Source organism: Thermobaculum terrenum ATCC BAA-798 (assembly GCF_000025005.1).
GTDB classification, from domain to species: domain Bacteria; phylum Chloroflexota; class Chloroflexia; order Thermobaculales; family Thermobaculaceae; genus Thermobaculum; species Thermobaculum terrenum.
Window position 1 is genome coordinate 346,129 of sequence record NC_013526.1, and the last position, 14,252, is coordinate 360,380.

General features: G+C 63.6%; 14 protein-coding genes. 3 read left to right on the forward strand and 11 right to left on the reverse strand.

The genetic code is table 11. The features are described 5' to 3' along the window. Position 1: 1 nt before the first annotated feature. The 11 genes from TTER_RS11160 to TTER_RS11210 form a co-directional block, all read right to left on the reverse strand. The gene (locus TTER_RS11160) at positions 2 to 811 is read right to left on the reverse strand and encodes a class I SAM-dependent methyltransferase (protein ID WP_012876130.1); all 810 of its coding nucleotides are present in this window, start codon (positions 809 to 811) and stop codon (positions 2 to 4) included. Positions 812 to 883: 72 nt separating this feature from the next. Further along, positions 884 to 1,348 carry a metal-dependent hydrolase gene (locus TTER_RS11165; protein WP_012876131.1) on the reverse strand — a complete coding sequence of 155 codons (465 nt, stop codon included), beginning with the start codon at positions 1,346 to 1,348 and terminating at the stop codon, positions 884 to 886. A gap of 55 nt (positions 1,349 to 1,403) precedes the next feature. After that, positions 1,404 to 2,435 carry a family 43 glycosylhydrolase gene (locus TTER_RS11170; protein WP_012876132.1) on the reverse strand — a complete coding sequence of 344 codons (1,032 nt, stop codon included), beginning with the start codon at positions 2,433 to 2,435 and terminating at the stop codon, positions 1,404 to 1,406. 22 nt (positions 2,436 to 2,457) lie between these two features. Next, positions 2,458 to 3,900 carry a galactokinase gene (locus TTER_RS11175; RefSeq protein ID WP_241215274.1) on the reverse strand — a complete coding sequence of 481 codons (1,443 nt, stop codon included), beginning with the start codon at positions 3,898 to 3,900 and terminating at the stop codon, positions 2,458 to 2,460. A 6-nt stretch (positions 3,901 to 3,906) separates the two neighbouring features. Then, positions 3,907 to 4,899 (reverse strand): inositol monophosphatase family protein, encoded by a 993-nt coding sequence (locus TTER_RS11180; protein WP_012876134.1) that lies wholly within the window; start codon positions 4,897 to 4,899, stop codon positions 3,907 to 3,909. Beyond that, positions 4,896 to 5,939 (reverse strand): galactose-1-phosphate uridylyltransferase, encoded by a 1,044-nt coding sequence (galT, locus tag TTER_RS11185; protein ID WP_012876135.1) that lies wholly within the window; start codon positions 5,937 to 5,939, stop codon positions 4,896 to 4,898. Before galT ends, TTER_RS11180 begins: the two co-directional genes overlap by 4 nt. A gap of 3 nt (positions 5,940 to 5,942) precedes the next feature. Then, positions 5,943 to 6,926 carry a UDP-glucose 4-epimerase GalE gene (gene galE / locus TTER_RS11190; RefSeq protein ID WP_012876136.1) on the reverse strand — a complete coding sequence of 328 codons (984 nt, stop codon included), beginning with the start codon at positions 6,924 to 6,926 and terminating at the stop codon, positions 5,943 to 5,945. A gap of 12 nt (positions 6,927 to 6,938) precedes the next feature. Continuing rightward, on the reverse strand, positions 6,939 to 8,471 hold the full coding sequence (gene arfA / locus TTER_RS11195; protein WP_012876137.1) for an arabinosylfuranosidase ArfA: 1,533 nt from the start codon (positions 8,469 to 8,471) through the stop codon (positions 6,939 to 6,941). A 73-nt stretch (positions 8,472 to 8,544) separates the two neighbouring features. Next, positions 8,545 to 9,444, reverse strand: coding sequence for a carbohydrate ABC transporter permease (locus tag TTER_RS11200; RefSeq protein ID WP_012876138.1), 900 nt, complete (start codon positions 9,442 to 9,444; stop codon positions 8,545 to 8,547). A gap of 12 nt (positions 9,445 to 9,456) precedes the next feature. Beyond that, complete coding sequence (locus TTER_RS11205; RefSeq protein WP_012876139.1) at positions 9,457 to 10,377, reverse strand: carbohydrate ABC transporter permease; 921 nt, start codon at positions 10,375 to 10,377, stop codon at positions 9,457 to 9,459. Positions 10,378 to 10,398: 21 nt separating this feature from the next. Continuing rightward, positions 10,399 to 11,529, reverse strand: coding sequence for an extracellular solute-binding protein (locus tag TTER_RS11210; RefSeq protein ID WP_241215281.1), 1,131 nt, complete (start codon positions 11,527 to 11,529; stop codon positions 10,399 to 10,401). A 49-nt stretch (positions 11,530 to 11,578) separates the two neighbouring features. Between TTER_RS11210 and TTER_RS15845 the strand changes: the two genes are divergently transcribed. From TTER_RS15845 to TTER_RS11220, 3 genes are all read left to right on the forward strand, one after another. Then, positions 11,579 to 11,890, forward strand: coding sequence for a hypothetical protein (locus tag TTER_RS15845; RefSeq protein WP_169302688.1), 312 nt, complete (start codon positions 11,579 to 11,581; stop codon positions 11,888 to 11,890). Between the two features lie 194 nt (positions 11,891 to 12,084). Continuing rightward, positions 12,085 to 13,113 carry a LacI family DNA-binding transcriptional regulator gene (locus TTER_RS11215; protein WP_012876141.1) on the forward strand — a complete coding sequence of 343 codons (1,029 nt, stop codon included), beginning with the start codon at positions 12,085 to 12,087 and terminating at the stop codon, positions 13,111 to 13,113. Between the two features lie 493 nt (positions 13,114 to 13,606). Further along, positions 13,607 to 14,221 (forward strand): carbohydrate ABC transporter permease, encoded by a 615-nt coding sequence (locus tag TTER_RS11220; protein ID WP_049823064.1) that lies wholly within the window; start codon positions 13,607 to 13,609, stop codon positions 14,219 to 14,221. The last annotated feature ends 31 nt before the right edge of the window (positions 14,222 to 14,252 follow it).

The following is a 14,252-nucleotide window of genomic DNA, read 5'->3' on the forward strand; positions in this document are numbered from 1 at the left end:
CTTACCCCCTCTTGCTGGCCATGAGGGAGAACGTCATCGGTATCTCCACCACGTCTGGAGGCAGGCGCCACCAGCCGTCCTCCCCCTGCACCATGCAGGGGAAGCGACGCCAGGCGCAGATCGGGAACTCGTGGAGGTAGTCGACCTCCAGCCCAGCCCCCACGAGGGACGTCACGACCTCCCCCAAGCTGTGGCTCCACTCGTAGGCGCCGACCGAGGTGACTCCCTCCCCATCGGTATAGCTGGGGCCTGGCTCGAAGTACATGGGCTCCTCCCGTGGGAAGTAGGGGTACTCGATCCGGAGCGTGCCGGACGCCTCATCCCACTCGAAGATGTTGGCCAGCGGGTGGTCCTCCACGATGTAGAACCTGCCGCCCGGGCGGAGGAAGCCAGATATGACCTCGGCCCACCGCCTGAGATCGGGCAGCCAGCAGAGCACCCCGTAGGAGGTGTACACGACGTCGAACTCGTCCTCCAGCGCTCCGGGCAGCGAGTAGATGTCGGTGCAGATGAACCTGGCGGGGATACCCAGCTCCTCGCTCAGCGAGCGGGCCAGCGCTATCGCCTCATCGGAGAGGTCGACGCCCGTGACCTGTGCTCCCAGCCTTGCCCAGGCCAGGGTGTCCATGCCGAAGTGGCACTGCAGGTGCAGCAACTTCTTGCCGGACACGTCTCCCAGCTCCTCCAGCTCTATGGAGTGCAGGGGGTTCTTCCCTGCCTTGAACCCCTCCAGGTCGTACATCCGCGACGCGACGTGGATCGATACTCTGTCGTTCCAGTTCTGCCTGTTCGTTTCCAGGTACTTGTCCATCGATGCCTCCGATACGCTCGCCCTCTGGGCGCGAGCACCATTATACAGCTTGAGATCCAAGCGCTGCCCTGGTCACCTCGCCTGCAGGTACGCCAGCGCGCGCAACACCAGCACCGCCGCCAGCAGGAAGGTCATCAGGAAGCACAGGATGCCCTCCCGCAGGCTGCCGGTGGGGATCAACCCCAGCCCAAACCTGGGTCCCCCTGGGAGCAGCAACGGCACCCGGTTGGGCGTGAGGGCGTCGAGCAGCAGGTGGCTGAGGTAGCCGGCAGCGAAGCCGGCGGCTACGAAGAAGTCGTGTTGCTCGGGGAGGGTGGCCGCGACGGCCGCCACGAGCACCGCGCCTCCTCCGGCGAGCCCCAGCGAATGCGGCAGGCTTCTGTGGGAGGGGCCACTGTCGAGCAGGCGGTCGAGGTCTGGAGCCTTGCTCCCCACAGCCGCGGCCGCCACGAGCACCGCGGACACTAGCGGGTCAGCTCCGAAGGTCAGGGCGGTGCCAGCCAGCACGGCGCCCACCAGGTGCGTCTTCCCGGTCACGCTCTACCCCCTTGCTTGCTTCTACAGCAGTATAAGGAATGACGCGGCCCTGTTGTCACGGAGCGACGAGTGGCCCTCCGGCGCGTGGCCAGCCGTGGCCGTCCCACGAGAGCTTGCGTATCTGGAGCTTCGGTGCTCCGTGCTCGTGGGCGTCGTAGTAGTGGTGGACCAGCAGGTACTCCCCGCCTCCGGCGTACACGTCCTCGCCGCCGGGGCCGACGAAGCGCCCGTGGCTGTCGAGCAGGAGGCTGCCGCCTCCCTCGAGCAGGTGCTTGCCCTCCTTGTCCACGTAGGGGCCAGTGATCTGCTGGGATCTACCGACCATGATCTTGTAGGTGCTGTCGACCCCTCGGCAGCAGAAATCAAAGGATACGAACAGGTAGTAGTAGCCGTCGTGATAGGTGATGGCTGGTGCCTCTATGGGCCCACCTCCCCGCGAGGCGAGCGAGTGGATGTTCCCCCCTGCCAGGGGCTTGCCCGTGTCGGGGTCCAGCTGGATCATCTTGATGCCGTCCCAGAAGGAGCCGAACGCGAGCCAGGCGTGGCCATCGGCATCGATCGCCAGTTCGGGATCTATGGCGTTGTAGTTGTCGCTGGGCGTGGAGCGGAAGACCAGGCCCTCGTCCACCCACTCGTAATCCGGGCTGCTGGGGTCGAGCGTGACGTTCGTTGCCAACCCTATCACCGAGTGGTTGGTGCCGAAGGTGGAGCCTGCGTAGTATAGGTGGTACTTGCCGCGCCAGAATGAGATGTCCGGCGCCCAGAGGTTGGGGATGTCGCCGACCTCGTCCCTTATCCACTGCGGTATCTGGTCGAACACCGTGCCTATGAGCTCCCACATCCCGATCTGGCCGGTGGAGCGCCTGATCATGATCGTGCCATCGTTTACCGGCTCGTAGCCCGTCGAGAAGACGTACAGCTTACCGTCTGCCTCGATGAACGATGGATCGTGCACGTATATGTCCCTGTTGGCTCGTGGGGATGTGGCCGCGTTGGTGGACAAGGCGCCTCCGCAGCCCGCCAGCGCCAGGCCGGCAGTCATCCCGAGCCCGTAGCGGAGCAGCGTCCTGCGAGTGATGCCCGTCATGCTCTTGCCTCCTCTCTTGGTCCTAGTCGCGCACTAGCCTCAAACCTTTGGATGCGTGGGCGCCCGGCGATGACCCGGATATCAAGGTGGCCTCCCTACCCGTCTCCCGTGCGTAGCGCTCGGCGATCTCCCTGACGGTCGGCTCGGCATCGGCCGTGCCCAGGATGGCCACGGTACCGCCGCTGCCGCCCCCGGTGATCTTCGCGCCGTAGAGCCCTGCCTCCGGCCCCGCCTCCCTGACCATCTCGACGATCAGGTCGGTGCCGTCGGACCCCAGGCCGCAGGCGCTGTAGCTGGCGTGCGACTGGTACATCAGCTCGCCCAGCAGCTGCAGGGCCTCCTCGTCGGGATCTGCCTCCAGCAGCGCTCGAAAGAGCCTCACCCTGTGGTGCTCGTATATCGGGTGGGCGGTGGGCTGCCGGACGGCGTAGAGCCGGCCCGGATCCACGCGCGTCACGCTGTCGGTGATGCCCGCGTACTCCCTCAGGAAGTCCTCGCCCCTCATCTCCGGGGGCACCCGATCGCGGTAGCGCGACTCCCAGATGGAGGGCGGCACGTTGGCCAGGTACCCTCTCCATATATCGTCCTGCACCTCCACCCGGCCAGCACCTACCTGCCTTGAGGGCAGCCCCTCCATCTGGGTGATGATCCTGTACCCCATGAAGGCCCCGACGCGCACCGAGGTGTAGTCCGCGCCCGAGACGGCGTGCCTGATGCCGGAGTCCAGACCCCATACCCGCACGTTGGCCGGCAGGTGGACGCTGCCCTGGAGCTCGGCAGGCTGGCAGAGCAGCGCCAGCAGCTCGTCTTGCTGGCCACAGGCGGCCGTCATCTGATCCATGACCCCGCAGGGAGCCCCCACCACCAGGTTCTCGACCTTCTGGCACCAGATCGCCAGCTGGCGCGGGGGCACATCCAGGCCCAGGGCGTTGCAGATCGCCTGCATCGATGCCACCTCTACGGCCGCGGAGGAGCTCACGCCCTTGCCGGGCGGGACCCTGGAGTCCAGCAACAGCCGCATGCCTCCCTCGGGGGAGATCCCGGCCTCGTGGTGCAGCACCGTGACCGCTCCCGCCACGTAGGCCGCCCAGTGCGCCTCGGGATCCGCCCCGAGGAGATCTCGGACCTCTGGGTAGCCCCCCAGCAGCGCCCGCACCTCCAAGCTCACGGACGCCTTGGCGGTCCCGAGCTCGTCGGCGTTGCAGCTGTGCACGGTGAGCGTGGGGTCCTCCACCAGCTGTACCGCCGCGAAGGCCGCCGCCTCCAAGGGCAGCTCCAGTACCAGGGAGCCTGAGTAGTCGGCGATGCCGCCCATGAGGTCGAGCCTCCCAGGCGCCCTTCCTATATATATGGGGCTATGGGCGGAGAACATGTCGGATGCGCTGACTACGGCGATGAACTCCGCCAGCCCCGGCAGATGGACTTGAGGTCTGGTTGCAAGTCGCCACATAGCTACTCCTCTCAACTTGTGTCAGTGCTTCAGCAGCTGGTGCTCCCGCAGCAGGGCCAACAGCGCGGGCTCCACCTGCTCGCGGATGCGCGGGTTGGCGTACCCTATCCAGGATAGGTTGGAGGTCACGTCCAGCGGGGCCGCTACCTGCCGCCCGCGCTCGTCCGTGACTATCACCCCGGCCTCGCGAGCTATCAGCTCCGTGCACAGGTCGTAAGGATGGCAGCAGAGCCCGGGGGACACCAGCGAGCGTAGGTCGGCCACCCAGCGGTCGTGCCCCATCAACAGCTCGTAGAGCTGGCCGCCGGTGGAGACGTACTGGTCCTCGAAGGTCTGTGCCTTCCCGGGGGGTATCGGGCCCAGCAGGCGCTCGATCAGCTCGTCCTCTATCGCCGCGAGCGTCCCTCTGCCCCCTGGGAAGAAGCGCGCTATCTGCCCGTAGCCCCCCTCTATCGTGGGGGCGCGTGAGGGGGCGGGGCGGAGGGGAGAGGTCTCCCCGGACAGCCTGTCCAACCTGTAGCCGCCGGCGCCCTCGCCCCTGATGGCCCACAAGCAGTCGCAGAGGTGCTGCTTGATGAGGGGGATCTCGGTCTGCACCGCGAGCTCCACGTCCGCCAGCGAGGTGGAGCCGCCCCTGTTGGGCGCCACGCCCGTCAGGATCCAGGCCGCCCGCTTCTGGTACATGATGCCACGGGTGCCGTCTATGGGGTCGACTATCACGCGGAGCGTGCACTCCTCCTCGCGCTTGCCCTCCGGCAGGACGGTGCGCCCGTCGGCGCCCACCCCCTCAGCGATGAGCACCAGGGGAAATTCGCGCGCCAGCTGCGAGAACTCCGCCAGCAGCACCGCCTCGGAGACCTTGTCGATCCGGTAGATCGTATCGCCCTCGGTCTCCTCAGCCACCTGCTGCAGCTGCTCGAGGTCGACCCTCTCGCACTCTGCCACCACCTCGTCCCGTATGTGCGCGTGGATCTCTCGGATGGCTGCCAGGAGCTCCGCGGCTGCGGGGATCATGCCTGCCCCCTCTGCTTGTAGTGCACCGTCGGCAGGGCCTGCAGCTCCGCAGCCTTCTGCTCGGGGGAAGTGTCGCTCAGGAAGTTGCCCCCACCGATCTCGGGCCCCGCTAGGAACTTCTGGAGGTTGGGGGTGCGCAGGGGTGGGTGGAAGGCTATGAAGAAGTGGAACAGGCTGTAGTCCCCACCATCCGTGGGGGCCTGGTGCAGCGGCATGACGTACGGGAAAGGCAGCTGCCACAGGTTGTCATAACGCACGGTCACGTCCTTGAGCGCCCTAGCCAGGGACTCCACCTCGACGTCGCGGAGCTGATGTACGTGGGGCACGGTGCGCTTGGGGGCCACGTACACCTCGTAGGCGTACCGGGCGAAGTAGGGCACGAAGGCTATAGCGTACTCGTCCTCGTAGAGGATCCGCCGGCCGTCCTGTTGCTCGGCGCGGATGATGTCCTGGAAGAGCACCCTGCCGGTCTCGCGGTGGTAGCGCACGGTGGCGTCCAGCTCCACCTCTATGGTCTTGAAGACGAAGCTGGAGCCGTAGACCTGGCCGTGTGGGTGGGGGTTGGAGACGCCCACCAGCTCGCCCTTGTTCTCGAAGCACAGCACGTGCTTGATCTCGGGGTAGTTGCCCAGGTCGCACGTCTGCTGCTGCCAGACGCGCACCACCTCCTGGATCTGCTCCACCGGCATCTCGGCGAGCGTGAGGTTGTGGTACGGGCTGTAGCATATGACCCTGGCCTTGCCCAGCGCCGGTTGGGCCCTGTAGGGAGGGGGGGGCTGCTCGATCTCCCTGGGAGCGTCCATGCTGAATCCCGGGTGGTCGTTATCGAACACGTAGGTGCTCTTGTAGTCGGGGTTGCGCTCGCCGCTGGAGCGCACGTTCCCGGGGCAGAGGTAGCAGTCCGGCAGGTAGGAGGGGGTGGGCACGTCGGCCACCAGGGCCTGCGCGCCCACCCAGGGACGGGTTTGCCTGTGAGCGGCGATCACCACCCATTCCTGACGTAGCGGATGCCACCTCTCTTCCCACAGACCGCCAGCCACGCCCTAATCCTCCTTGTATCCAGATGGATGGCTCTTGTGCCACTCCCAGGCGGAGCGGATGATGCTCTCGAGATCGGCGTACTTGGGCTGCCAGCCCAGCTCGGAGCGTATCTTCTCGGAGGAGGCCACGAGCACCGCTGGATCCCCCGGCCTTCTGGGCCCTATCTGGGTGGGGATAGGGTGGCCCGTGACCTTGCGAGCCGCCTCCACCACCTGCAGGTTGCTGAAGCCCTGCCCGTTGCCCAGGTTGTAGGTCCTGCTGCCCTCCTTCAGGGCGTCGAGCGTCAGCAGGTGCGCCTGGGCCAGGTCGTACACGTGGACGTAATCCCGGATGCAGGTGCCGTCCGGGGTGGGGTAGTCGCCTCCGTAGATCGTGAAGCTGTCGCGCTTGCCGAGCGCCACGCTGAGTACGAGGGGGATGATGTGGGTCTCGGGATCGTGGTGCTCGCCCCGCCGCTCGGTGGCGCCCGCGGCGTTGAAGTACCTCAGCGCGCCGTACCTCAGGTCGTAGATCCTCTCGTACCAGCGCAGGATGCGCTCCAGCATCAGCTTGGACTCCCCGTAGGGGGATCCCGGGTCCAGCGGTTGGGACTCGTCTATCGGCACCCTGGTGGGGTTGCCGAAGAGGTTGGCGGTGGAGGAGAGGATGAACTTGCGCACCCCTCTGGGCACCGCCACCTCCAGCAGGTTGACCCCCATCACGATGTTGTTGCGCAGGTACAGCTCGGGCCGCTGCATCGACTCTCCCACCAGCGTGTGGGAGGCGAAGTGCATGATCGCCTCTATGCCGGGGTTGGCGTCGAACACCTCCGCCACCGCGTGCGCGTCCAGCAGGTCCACCTGCGCGAACTTAGCCTCGGGGTTGATAGCCTCCCTATGTCCCTGGTACAGGTTGTCGATCACCACCACTTCGTCGCCGCGGGCGATGAGCTCGTCGACCACCACGCTGCCGACGTACCCCGCCCCTCCGGTTACCAGAACCTTCATTCCTTCACCTCTCTAGCTCGATCTTCGGGAAGACAGGCGTATCACGTTCCAGGAGAGGGGTGGCAGCTCGGCCTCCAGCCGGCCCTCGCGCACCTGCGAGCCCTCGACGCGCCCCGGCCGGACGTTGTGGGGCTGCTCCGCCGAGTTGGTGGCGTGCGGGTCCGCGTGCGACAGCACCAGGTGCTCCTGCACCCCGTAGCCCGTGAAGCAGCGCAGGTCTCCCTCCAGGTACAGGGGGTCTTCCTGGCTGCGGTTGACCGCGAAGATGCTCACCTCCTCGTGCTCCTCGTCGTAGGTCGCCACGGCCTCCAGGTAGGGCACCGCGTCGTACTGTGGGTCGGCGTACTGGGGGCTGTCGACCTGCATCAGCAGGGCCGTCCCCCTGCCGTACCGCGAAGCGTGCATGAACGGGTAGTAGATCGTCTGCTTCCACGCCGGCCCGCCCGGGACGGTCATTATCGGGGCTATGACGTTGACGAGCTGGGCCACGCACGCGATCTTTACCCGGTCGGCGTGCTTGAGGAGCGAGATGAGCATGCAGCCTGCCAGGAGGGCGTCCTCCAGGGTGTATCGCTCCTCGGCCAGAGGCGGCGCTACCTGCCACGCGTGCTGCTCCATGATCCTCCTGTCTTCCTCTCTTGAATGGTACCAAACATTCCACTCATCGAACGAGAGGTGGATGCGCTTCCTGAGCTTCTTCTTGGAGCGCACGTAATCGCAGATCGAGACCACGGCCTCGATGAACTCGTCCATCCCGAGGGACCTGGCCAGGTAGCTCGGCGTGTCGAGATCGCCCTTGCCGTAGTAGGTGTGCAGCGATATATAGTCCACGTGGTGGTAGGCCAGGTCGAGCACGGTGGCCTCCCACTCGCCAAAAGTGGGCATGGATATGCTGGAGCTGCCGCAGGCCACCAGCTCTATCGAAGGGTCCACCAGCTTCATGGCCATGCCGGCCTGCGCGGCGAGCCTGCCGTACTCCACAGCGGTCTTGAACCCTATCTGCCAGTGCCCGTCCATCTCGTTGCCCAGGCACCACACCCGGACGTTGTGGGGGTCGGGATAGCCGTGCTCCCGCCTCTTGTCGCTCCAGTACGAGCCCCCCGGGTGGTTGCAGTACTCCACCAGGTTCCTGGCGGCGTCTATGCCGCGCGTGCCGAGGTTCACCGCCAGCATCATCTGGGAGTTGGCCTTGAGGGTCCAGTCGGCGAACTCGTTGGTGCCCACCTCGTTCGTCTCGAGCGACCTCCAGGCCAGGTCGAGCCTGCGCGGGCGCTGATCCTTAGGCCCAACGCCGTCCTCCCAGTTGTAGCCCGAGACGAAGTTGCCCCCTGGGTAGCGCACTATCGGCACGCCCAGCTCCCTGACCAGGTCGAGCACGTCCTGCCGGAAGCCCTGCTCGTCGGCCGTGGGGTGTCCCGGCTCGTAGATGCCGGTGTAGATGGCTCTTCCCATGTGCTCGAGGAAGCCGCCGTATATCCTGGGGTCTATGTCCCCTATCTTGAAGTCCCTGTCCAGCACTATCCTTGCGGTCTTTCCACCTTCCATAACGATCCATTCCCTCCAACGTGTATGTTTATGCTAGGATACAACGAATTTCCCTCAGATCCCAACACTTGATCTAGGCCTTGATACCGGTCAGCGTGATGGACCTGATGATCATCTTCTGGGCGATGAGGAACACGATCATCGCCGGTAGCGCGGAGATCGCCGCGCCGGCCATCAGCTGGCCGTAGTTGCTCCAGTAGTCCCCCCTGAACTGGATGAGCGCTACGGGCATGGGCATCCTATCGGCCGCGTTGATCACGATGTATGGCCAGGTGAACTCGTTCCAGTAGCCGAGGAACGTGAATATCGCCAGGGTAGCTATCGCCCCCCTAGTCAGCGGCAGGATGATCATCCACAGGATGCGGAACCTCCCGGCGCCGTCGATGCGGGCGGCCTCCTCCAGCTCCTTGGGTATGCCCAGCATGAACTGCCTCAGCATGAACACCCCGAAGCCTCCAGCCAGCGGTGGGAATATGAGGGCGTTGTAGGTGTTCAGCCAGTGCAGCCTCCACACGGTCACGTAGTTGGGCACGAGCAGGATCTCGCCCGGCACGATCAGGGACGCTATGATGAGCGCAAACAGCAGGTTTCTCCCCGGGAAGGTCAGCCTGGCCAGGCTATAGGCCGCCAGCACGTCCACTATCACCACGAGCAGCGTGCCGGTGGTGGATATGAACAGGCTGTTCTTGAAGGCCTCTATCAGGTCTACGCCGCGGGGCTCGAACAGCACCGACTTGTAGTTGCCCAGTGTGAAGTCGCTGAGCTTGTCGGGCAGCCAGTGGGGCGTGGGGGTGATGATCTGCGCCTCCGGCTTGAGGGACGTGAGCAGCATCCAGATCACTGGCACCGCCCACAGGAACGCCAGGGCACACAGCACCACGAAGCGGATGGTCTGGGGCAGCACCCTGTGGCGCAGCCTGTTGCTGCTGAGGGCGGTAGCTACTCCGTATCTTCTGTGTGTGATAGCTGCCATCGCTCTTCTCCTCTACTGTCTCTCGCTCATTACCCTGAACTGCAGCAGCGTGAAGACCGCTACCACGCAGAACAGCAGCCACGCCACTGCCGAGGCCTCCCCCATGCGGAAGTACCTGAACCCCGTCTCGTATATGTGCTGCACCAGCGTCCGCGTAGAGTCGAACGGCCCACCACCGGTCATGACGAACACCTGCCCGAACACTCGGAAGGAGGCGATCACGGTGGTCACCGTGACGAACAGCAGCGTGGGGCGCAGCCCCGGCAGCGTGATGTACTGGAACAGCGCCCAGCTGCCCGCCCCGTCTATCCTGGCCGCCTCGTACAGCTCCTCCGGGATGTCCTGCAGCCCCGCCAGGAAGAGCACCAAGTTCCATCCTGTGGTCCACCACACCGTGGTGATCACGATCGCCACCATCGCCCAACCGGCCTGCGATAGCCAGTTCTGGCCAGGCAGGCCGAGCTTACCCAGATAGTAGTTGATCAGCCCGAAGTTGGGGTTGTAGAACCAGGTCCAGAGGATGCCCACCGTCGAGACGGAGATCATGATCGGGGAGATGAAGGCCGACCGGAAGATCGTCCTGCCCAGGATCGGCCCGTTGACCAGCAGCGCCAGCCCCAGGGGTATGACGATCGATAGGGGGGCGTTCAGCGCCACGAACAGGACGGTGTTCCGGAAGGACCTCCAGAACAGGTCATCTCGCAGGACGTCGATGTAGTTCTTTAGCCCCACGAACTGAGGTGGGGTCAGCAGGTCCCACTTCGTCAGGCTGACGTACAGCCCGTAGAAGATGGGCCAGAGCATGAAGACCACGAAGAACACCAGGTAGGGCACCATGAAGATGAGGGGATAGAACGCCGACTGCTCGCCCCACACGAGGCGCCTGACCCTGGCTCCCTTAGCTACCTTGGAAGTTGCCTGTGTGATGTCCATGGCTACGCCCCCCTTAGGACTTTACTGCCCAGAGCGGGCAAGTATCTGATTGACTTCGTTCTCGGCCTGCTTGAGGCCCTGCTCCACGCTCCAGCGCCCGAGGATGGCCCCCTCGACGTTGGCGGCTATCCTGGGCATGATCTCCAGGATAGCGGGATGGATCGGCATGAACTTGAGGTAGGGCAGCTGCTTGGCCCAGGCGCGCAGCTTCATCAGGTAGCGGTCGTTGCTCTGCAGGGCCTCCTGGCGGGCGGAGTTGCGCGCGGGTATCTGCCCGGCCTTCGCCCAGTCGACCGAGTGGCGCGTGATCCACTCGATGAACCTGAGGGACGCCTCCCTCCTGGCCTGGTCCTGGCTCTGCTGCCTGGGCAGGGCCAGCTGGTGGCTCTGGCCCCACACGGCCTTGTGCTTCGGGTCGTGCTGCGGCAGCGGCACCACGTCTATATCCTTGGCCGCCGGCGACTTCTCCGGGTTGAAGTACAGCGTAGAGATCCAGGGACCATCCGGCCAGGTGGCCACCTTGCCCGTCCGCGCCAGGTCGGTGATCGCCGCGTTCTTGGGGTTGCCCTTCTGCTGGATGTCCTTCATCCACTTGACGGCCTCGATGCCCTCCGGCGTGTTGAACGCCGCCTTGGTGCCGTCCTCCGAGAGCATCTCGCCGCCGAACTGCTTGTGGATGCCGTACCAGTACCAGGTAAGGTACTCCTGAGCCCCAGCGCCCAGGGCGAAGGTCTGGTAGCCGATGATGCCGTCCTTGCTGACCTTCTCGACCACGGCCGTCCACTCGTCCAGCGTGGTGGGCACGCTCACGTTGTTGTCCTGCAGGATCTTCTTGTTGTAGAGCATTGCGTGGCAGTGCATGTCCAGCGGCACGGTGTACTGCTTGCCCTCGAACTGCGTGAACTTCCACACCTCGGGGTAGTAGTCCTCTGCCTTGATGCCCGCCTCCTCCAGCTCCGTGGTCTGCAGCTCGGAGAGCACGTTCTTTAAGGCGAACGGACCTATGTACGTGTGACGAACCAATGCCACGTCGGGGGCGGTCCCGCTGATGGCCGCGGCCTGCATCTTCTGGATGAAGTCGGTGAGCCCCTGCAGGGATTCCACGGCGATGTCGGGATTCTCCTCGGTGAACTTGCGCACTAGGTCGTTCATGACGATCCCGTCCACGCTGCTCAGGATGGTCCAGTAGCGGATCTTCACCTTGGCGGACTTGGAGCCAAAGGATTGGGGCTTGTACGGCGTGGGCGTGGGAGGCGGCGCGGACGCCGAGCTCTTGGGGCTGCCCGATGGCGAGGGCGAGGGGCTGCTTGCGGCGCCACCGGACGTCCCAGCCGTGGGGGTGCTGCCGGCGCCACCGCCGCAGGCCGCCAGGATGGAGCCTATGGCGCTCGCCGACAGGCCCAGCATGAACGCCTTGCGGATGAATTCCCGACGGGAGATCCTGCCACTTGAGAGCTGCTCGATGAGTTCGCGCAGATCGTCCATTGATACCTTCCTCCGATGTGTGTTGTAGTGTGTCTCCTGCACCTGGTTGAGCCTTAGGGGACAAGGGCTGCTTCTATATCTCACCCCCTTAGTTTACTACAAAATATGTGGTATACAACTATCTTGTGTAATATATTTATACTATACATTCTAGTAATAGTCTAGTATCGGTAACCGATCTGGGAAAAGTTGTATAATTGCTCACAGCGATAGAGGGGATATATGGGCAGACAGAAGCCGAGCATGAGAGACATCGCCAGGGCGGCCAACGTGTCGGTCTCCGCGGTCTCCCTCGTAGCCCGCAACAAGCCGGGGGTGTCGGAGGAGACGCGCAACCGCGTGCTGTCCATCATGGCCGAGATGGGCTACTCGCCCTCGGTCAAGGGCAACGGGCACACCGGCACGGTAGGGCTGCTCATCGAGAAGGGCTCCATGCCTGTCATCGTGGACATATTCTACGGCGATATCATCCGTGGCCTGCAGTCCGAAGCCCAGCGCCTAGGGTATCAGGTGGCGCTGCACATGTTCGACCGCGCCCAGGAGAACCTCGACAGCCTGCGGGACAGCCTACTTGGATCTGTGCAGGGCCTAATCGTGGCCAACGACGGCGACATCTCGCACGACATGGTGGTGCAGCTGCAGTCCTTCGAGCTGCCTATGGTGCTGATCGAGAGCTACGTGCCCGGCAAGGAGCTCCACTGCGTGATAGGGGACAACTTCGCGGCCGGCTATACCGCGATGCAGCACCTGATCGACCTCGGGCACCGGGACATAGCGGTGCTGCGTGGCCCGACAAAGTACAGCAGCCTCGTGGACCGCTTCCACGGCGCGATGTCCGCGCTTGCCGAGGCGAGGCTCTCGGTGCCTGCCGAGATGATGCCCGCGCCGGTGTCCGGCCATCCTCAGAAGGGCTACCTACAGATGAGAGAGATCCTGCAGGCTGGACTGAAACCCACCGCCGTGTTCGCCGTCAGCGACAAGACCGCCTTCGGGGCGATGAACGCCATCCGTGAGGCTGGCCTGCGGATTCCCCAGGATATATCCGTGGTCGGCATAGACGACGTATCCGAGAGCGCCTACACCCACCCACCTCTGACCACGGTCCACATACCCCGTCAGGAGATGGGCATCCTGGCGATGCGGAAGCTGCATCGGCTGATGGAGGGGGAGCGCGAGATCCCCACCAAGACGCTCGTCTACAGCCGGCTCGTCGAGCGGCAGTCCACATCTAGGTTCTCCGACAAGAGCTAGAATCTCTTGGTCCTTCTGGCTAAGTATTTTGTTGCATGATCTGCTTGCCTTGGCTAATCCGTAACGCGGCTTGTTTGGAGGGGTGTGAGAGGGTTTGCGCACCCTACTATCGAGCCTCAGATAACCGAGCGGCATTTCATTTAAGGTAAGACTGGGAAGAATATGATTGAGGGCCCACAGCTCTCAGGGCACGGGATCTAAGGGTTGTGCTTCGCATTCAGCTCGGGGAGGTAATTGACACAACCTAGGGGTAGATGTAATCTGATGTTTGACGAGACGGGGCGAGAGTCAGGAGTGTGAGGAGGATACCGTGAGTGGGGGAAAGCTAAGTCGAAGGCGTTTCCTGGGGTTACTTAGTGCCATGCCCATGGTAATCACGTCACTGCGACCCATGTCGGAGTTCTATCAGATGCCCATAGCGCTCTTTCCGCGGCATCCTTCACTGGAAAACCACCACATTCTGTACTAGCGTTCGCTGTTCGGACGAGGATTATTGAACAGCACGGTTCTAGCTACTATCCCGGTTGTGCTGCAGGTACTCTTCAGTGCGCTTGCGGGTTACACGTTTGCCAAGCTGAGATTTCGCGCGCGCGAGCCGCTATTTGTTGTGCTATTAGCAACAATGATGATCCCCACAGGCGTGGGGATGGTGTCCAACTACATCATTATGTCTAAGCTGCACTGGATAGACACCTACTATCCATTGATTATCCCAGGGATCGCTAATGCCTTTGGCATCTTCTGGATGCGGCAGTATTGTCTATCCTTATCCAATGAGCTGCTAGATGCTGCGAGGATAGATGGAGCAGGAGAATTCGGCATCTTCTGGCGGATCGTATTGCCCGTCATCCGCCCTGCACTAGCCTCGCTTGCGATATTTGTGTTCCTTGATAGCTGGAACTCCTTCCTTGGGCCGTTGGTGTTCCTGCGGAGCCAGGAGAAGTTTACCGTCCAGCTCTGGCTTTCGGTTATAGCTCGCCAGGGCAATGTTGTGCAACCGGTGATAGTAATGGCTGGCTCCGTATTGGCTAGTGTACCAATAGTTATCCTTTTTGCCACCCTGCAGCGGCACTTTGTGTCTGGGCTCGCGGCAGAGAGTTTGAAGTAGCTGTATATCTTGTTAGAAAGGAGAAGGTCCC

Bases quoted from the DNA above. Each gene is read 5' to 3' on its own strand.
- TTER_RS11160 (WP_012876130.1), bottom strand. From the start codon at position 811: ATGGACAAGTACCTGGAAACGAACAGGCAGAACTGGAACGACAGAGTA.
- TTER_RS11170 (WP_012876132.1), bottom strand. From the start codon at position 2,435: ATGACGGGCATCACTCGCAGGACGCTGCTCCGCTACGGGCTCGGGATG.
- TTER_RS11180 (WP_012876134.1), bottom strand. From the start codon at position 4,899: ATGATCCCCGCAGCCGCGGAGCTCCTGGCAGCCATCCGAGAGATCCAC.
- galE (WP_012876136.1), bottom strand. From the start codon at position 6,926: ATGAAGGTTCTGGTAACCGGAGGGGCGGGGTACGTCGGCAGCGTGGTG.
- arfA (WP_012876137.1), bottom strand. From the start codon at position 8,471: ATGGAAGGTGGAAAGACCGCAAGGATAGTGCTGGACAGGGACTTCAAG.
- TTER_RS11200 (WP_012876138.1), bottom strand. From the start codon at position 9,444: ATGGCAGCTATCACACACAGAAGATACGGAGTAGCTACCGCCCTCAGC.
- TTER_RS11205 (WP_012876139.1), bottom strand. From the start codon at position 10,377: ATGGACATCACACAGGCAACTTCCAAGGTAGCTAAGGGAGCCAGGGTC.
- TTER_RS11210 (WP_241215281.1), bottom strand. From the start codon at position 11,529: ATGAACGACCTAGTGCGCAAGTTCACCGAGGAGAATCCCGACATCGCC.
- TTER_RS11215 (WP_012876141.1), top strand. From the start codon at position 12,085: ATGGGCAGACAGAAGCCGAGCATGAGAGACATCGCCAGGGCGGCCAAC.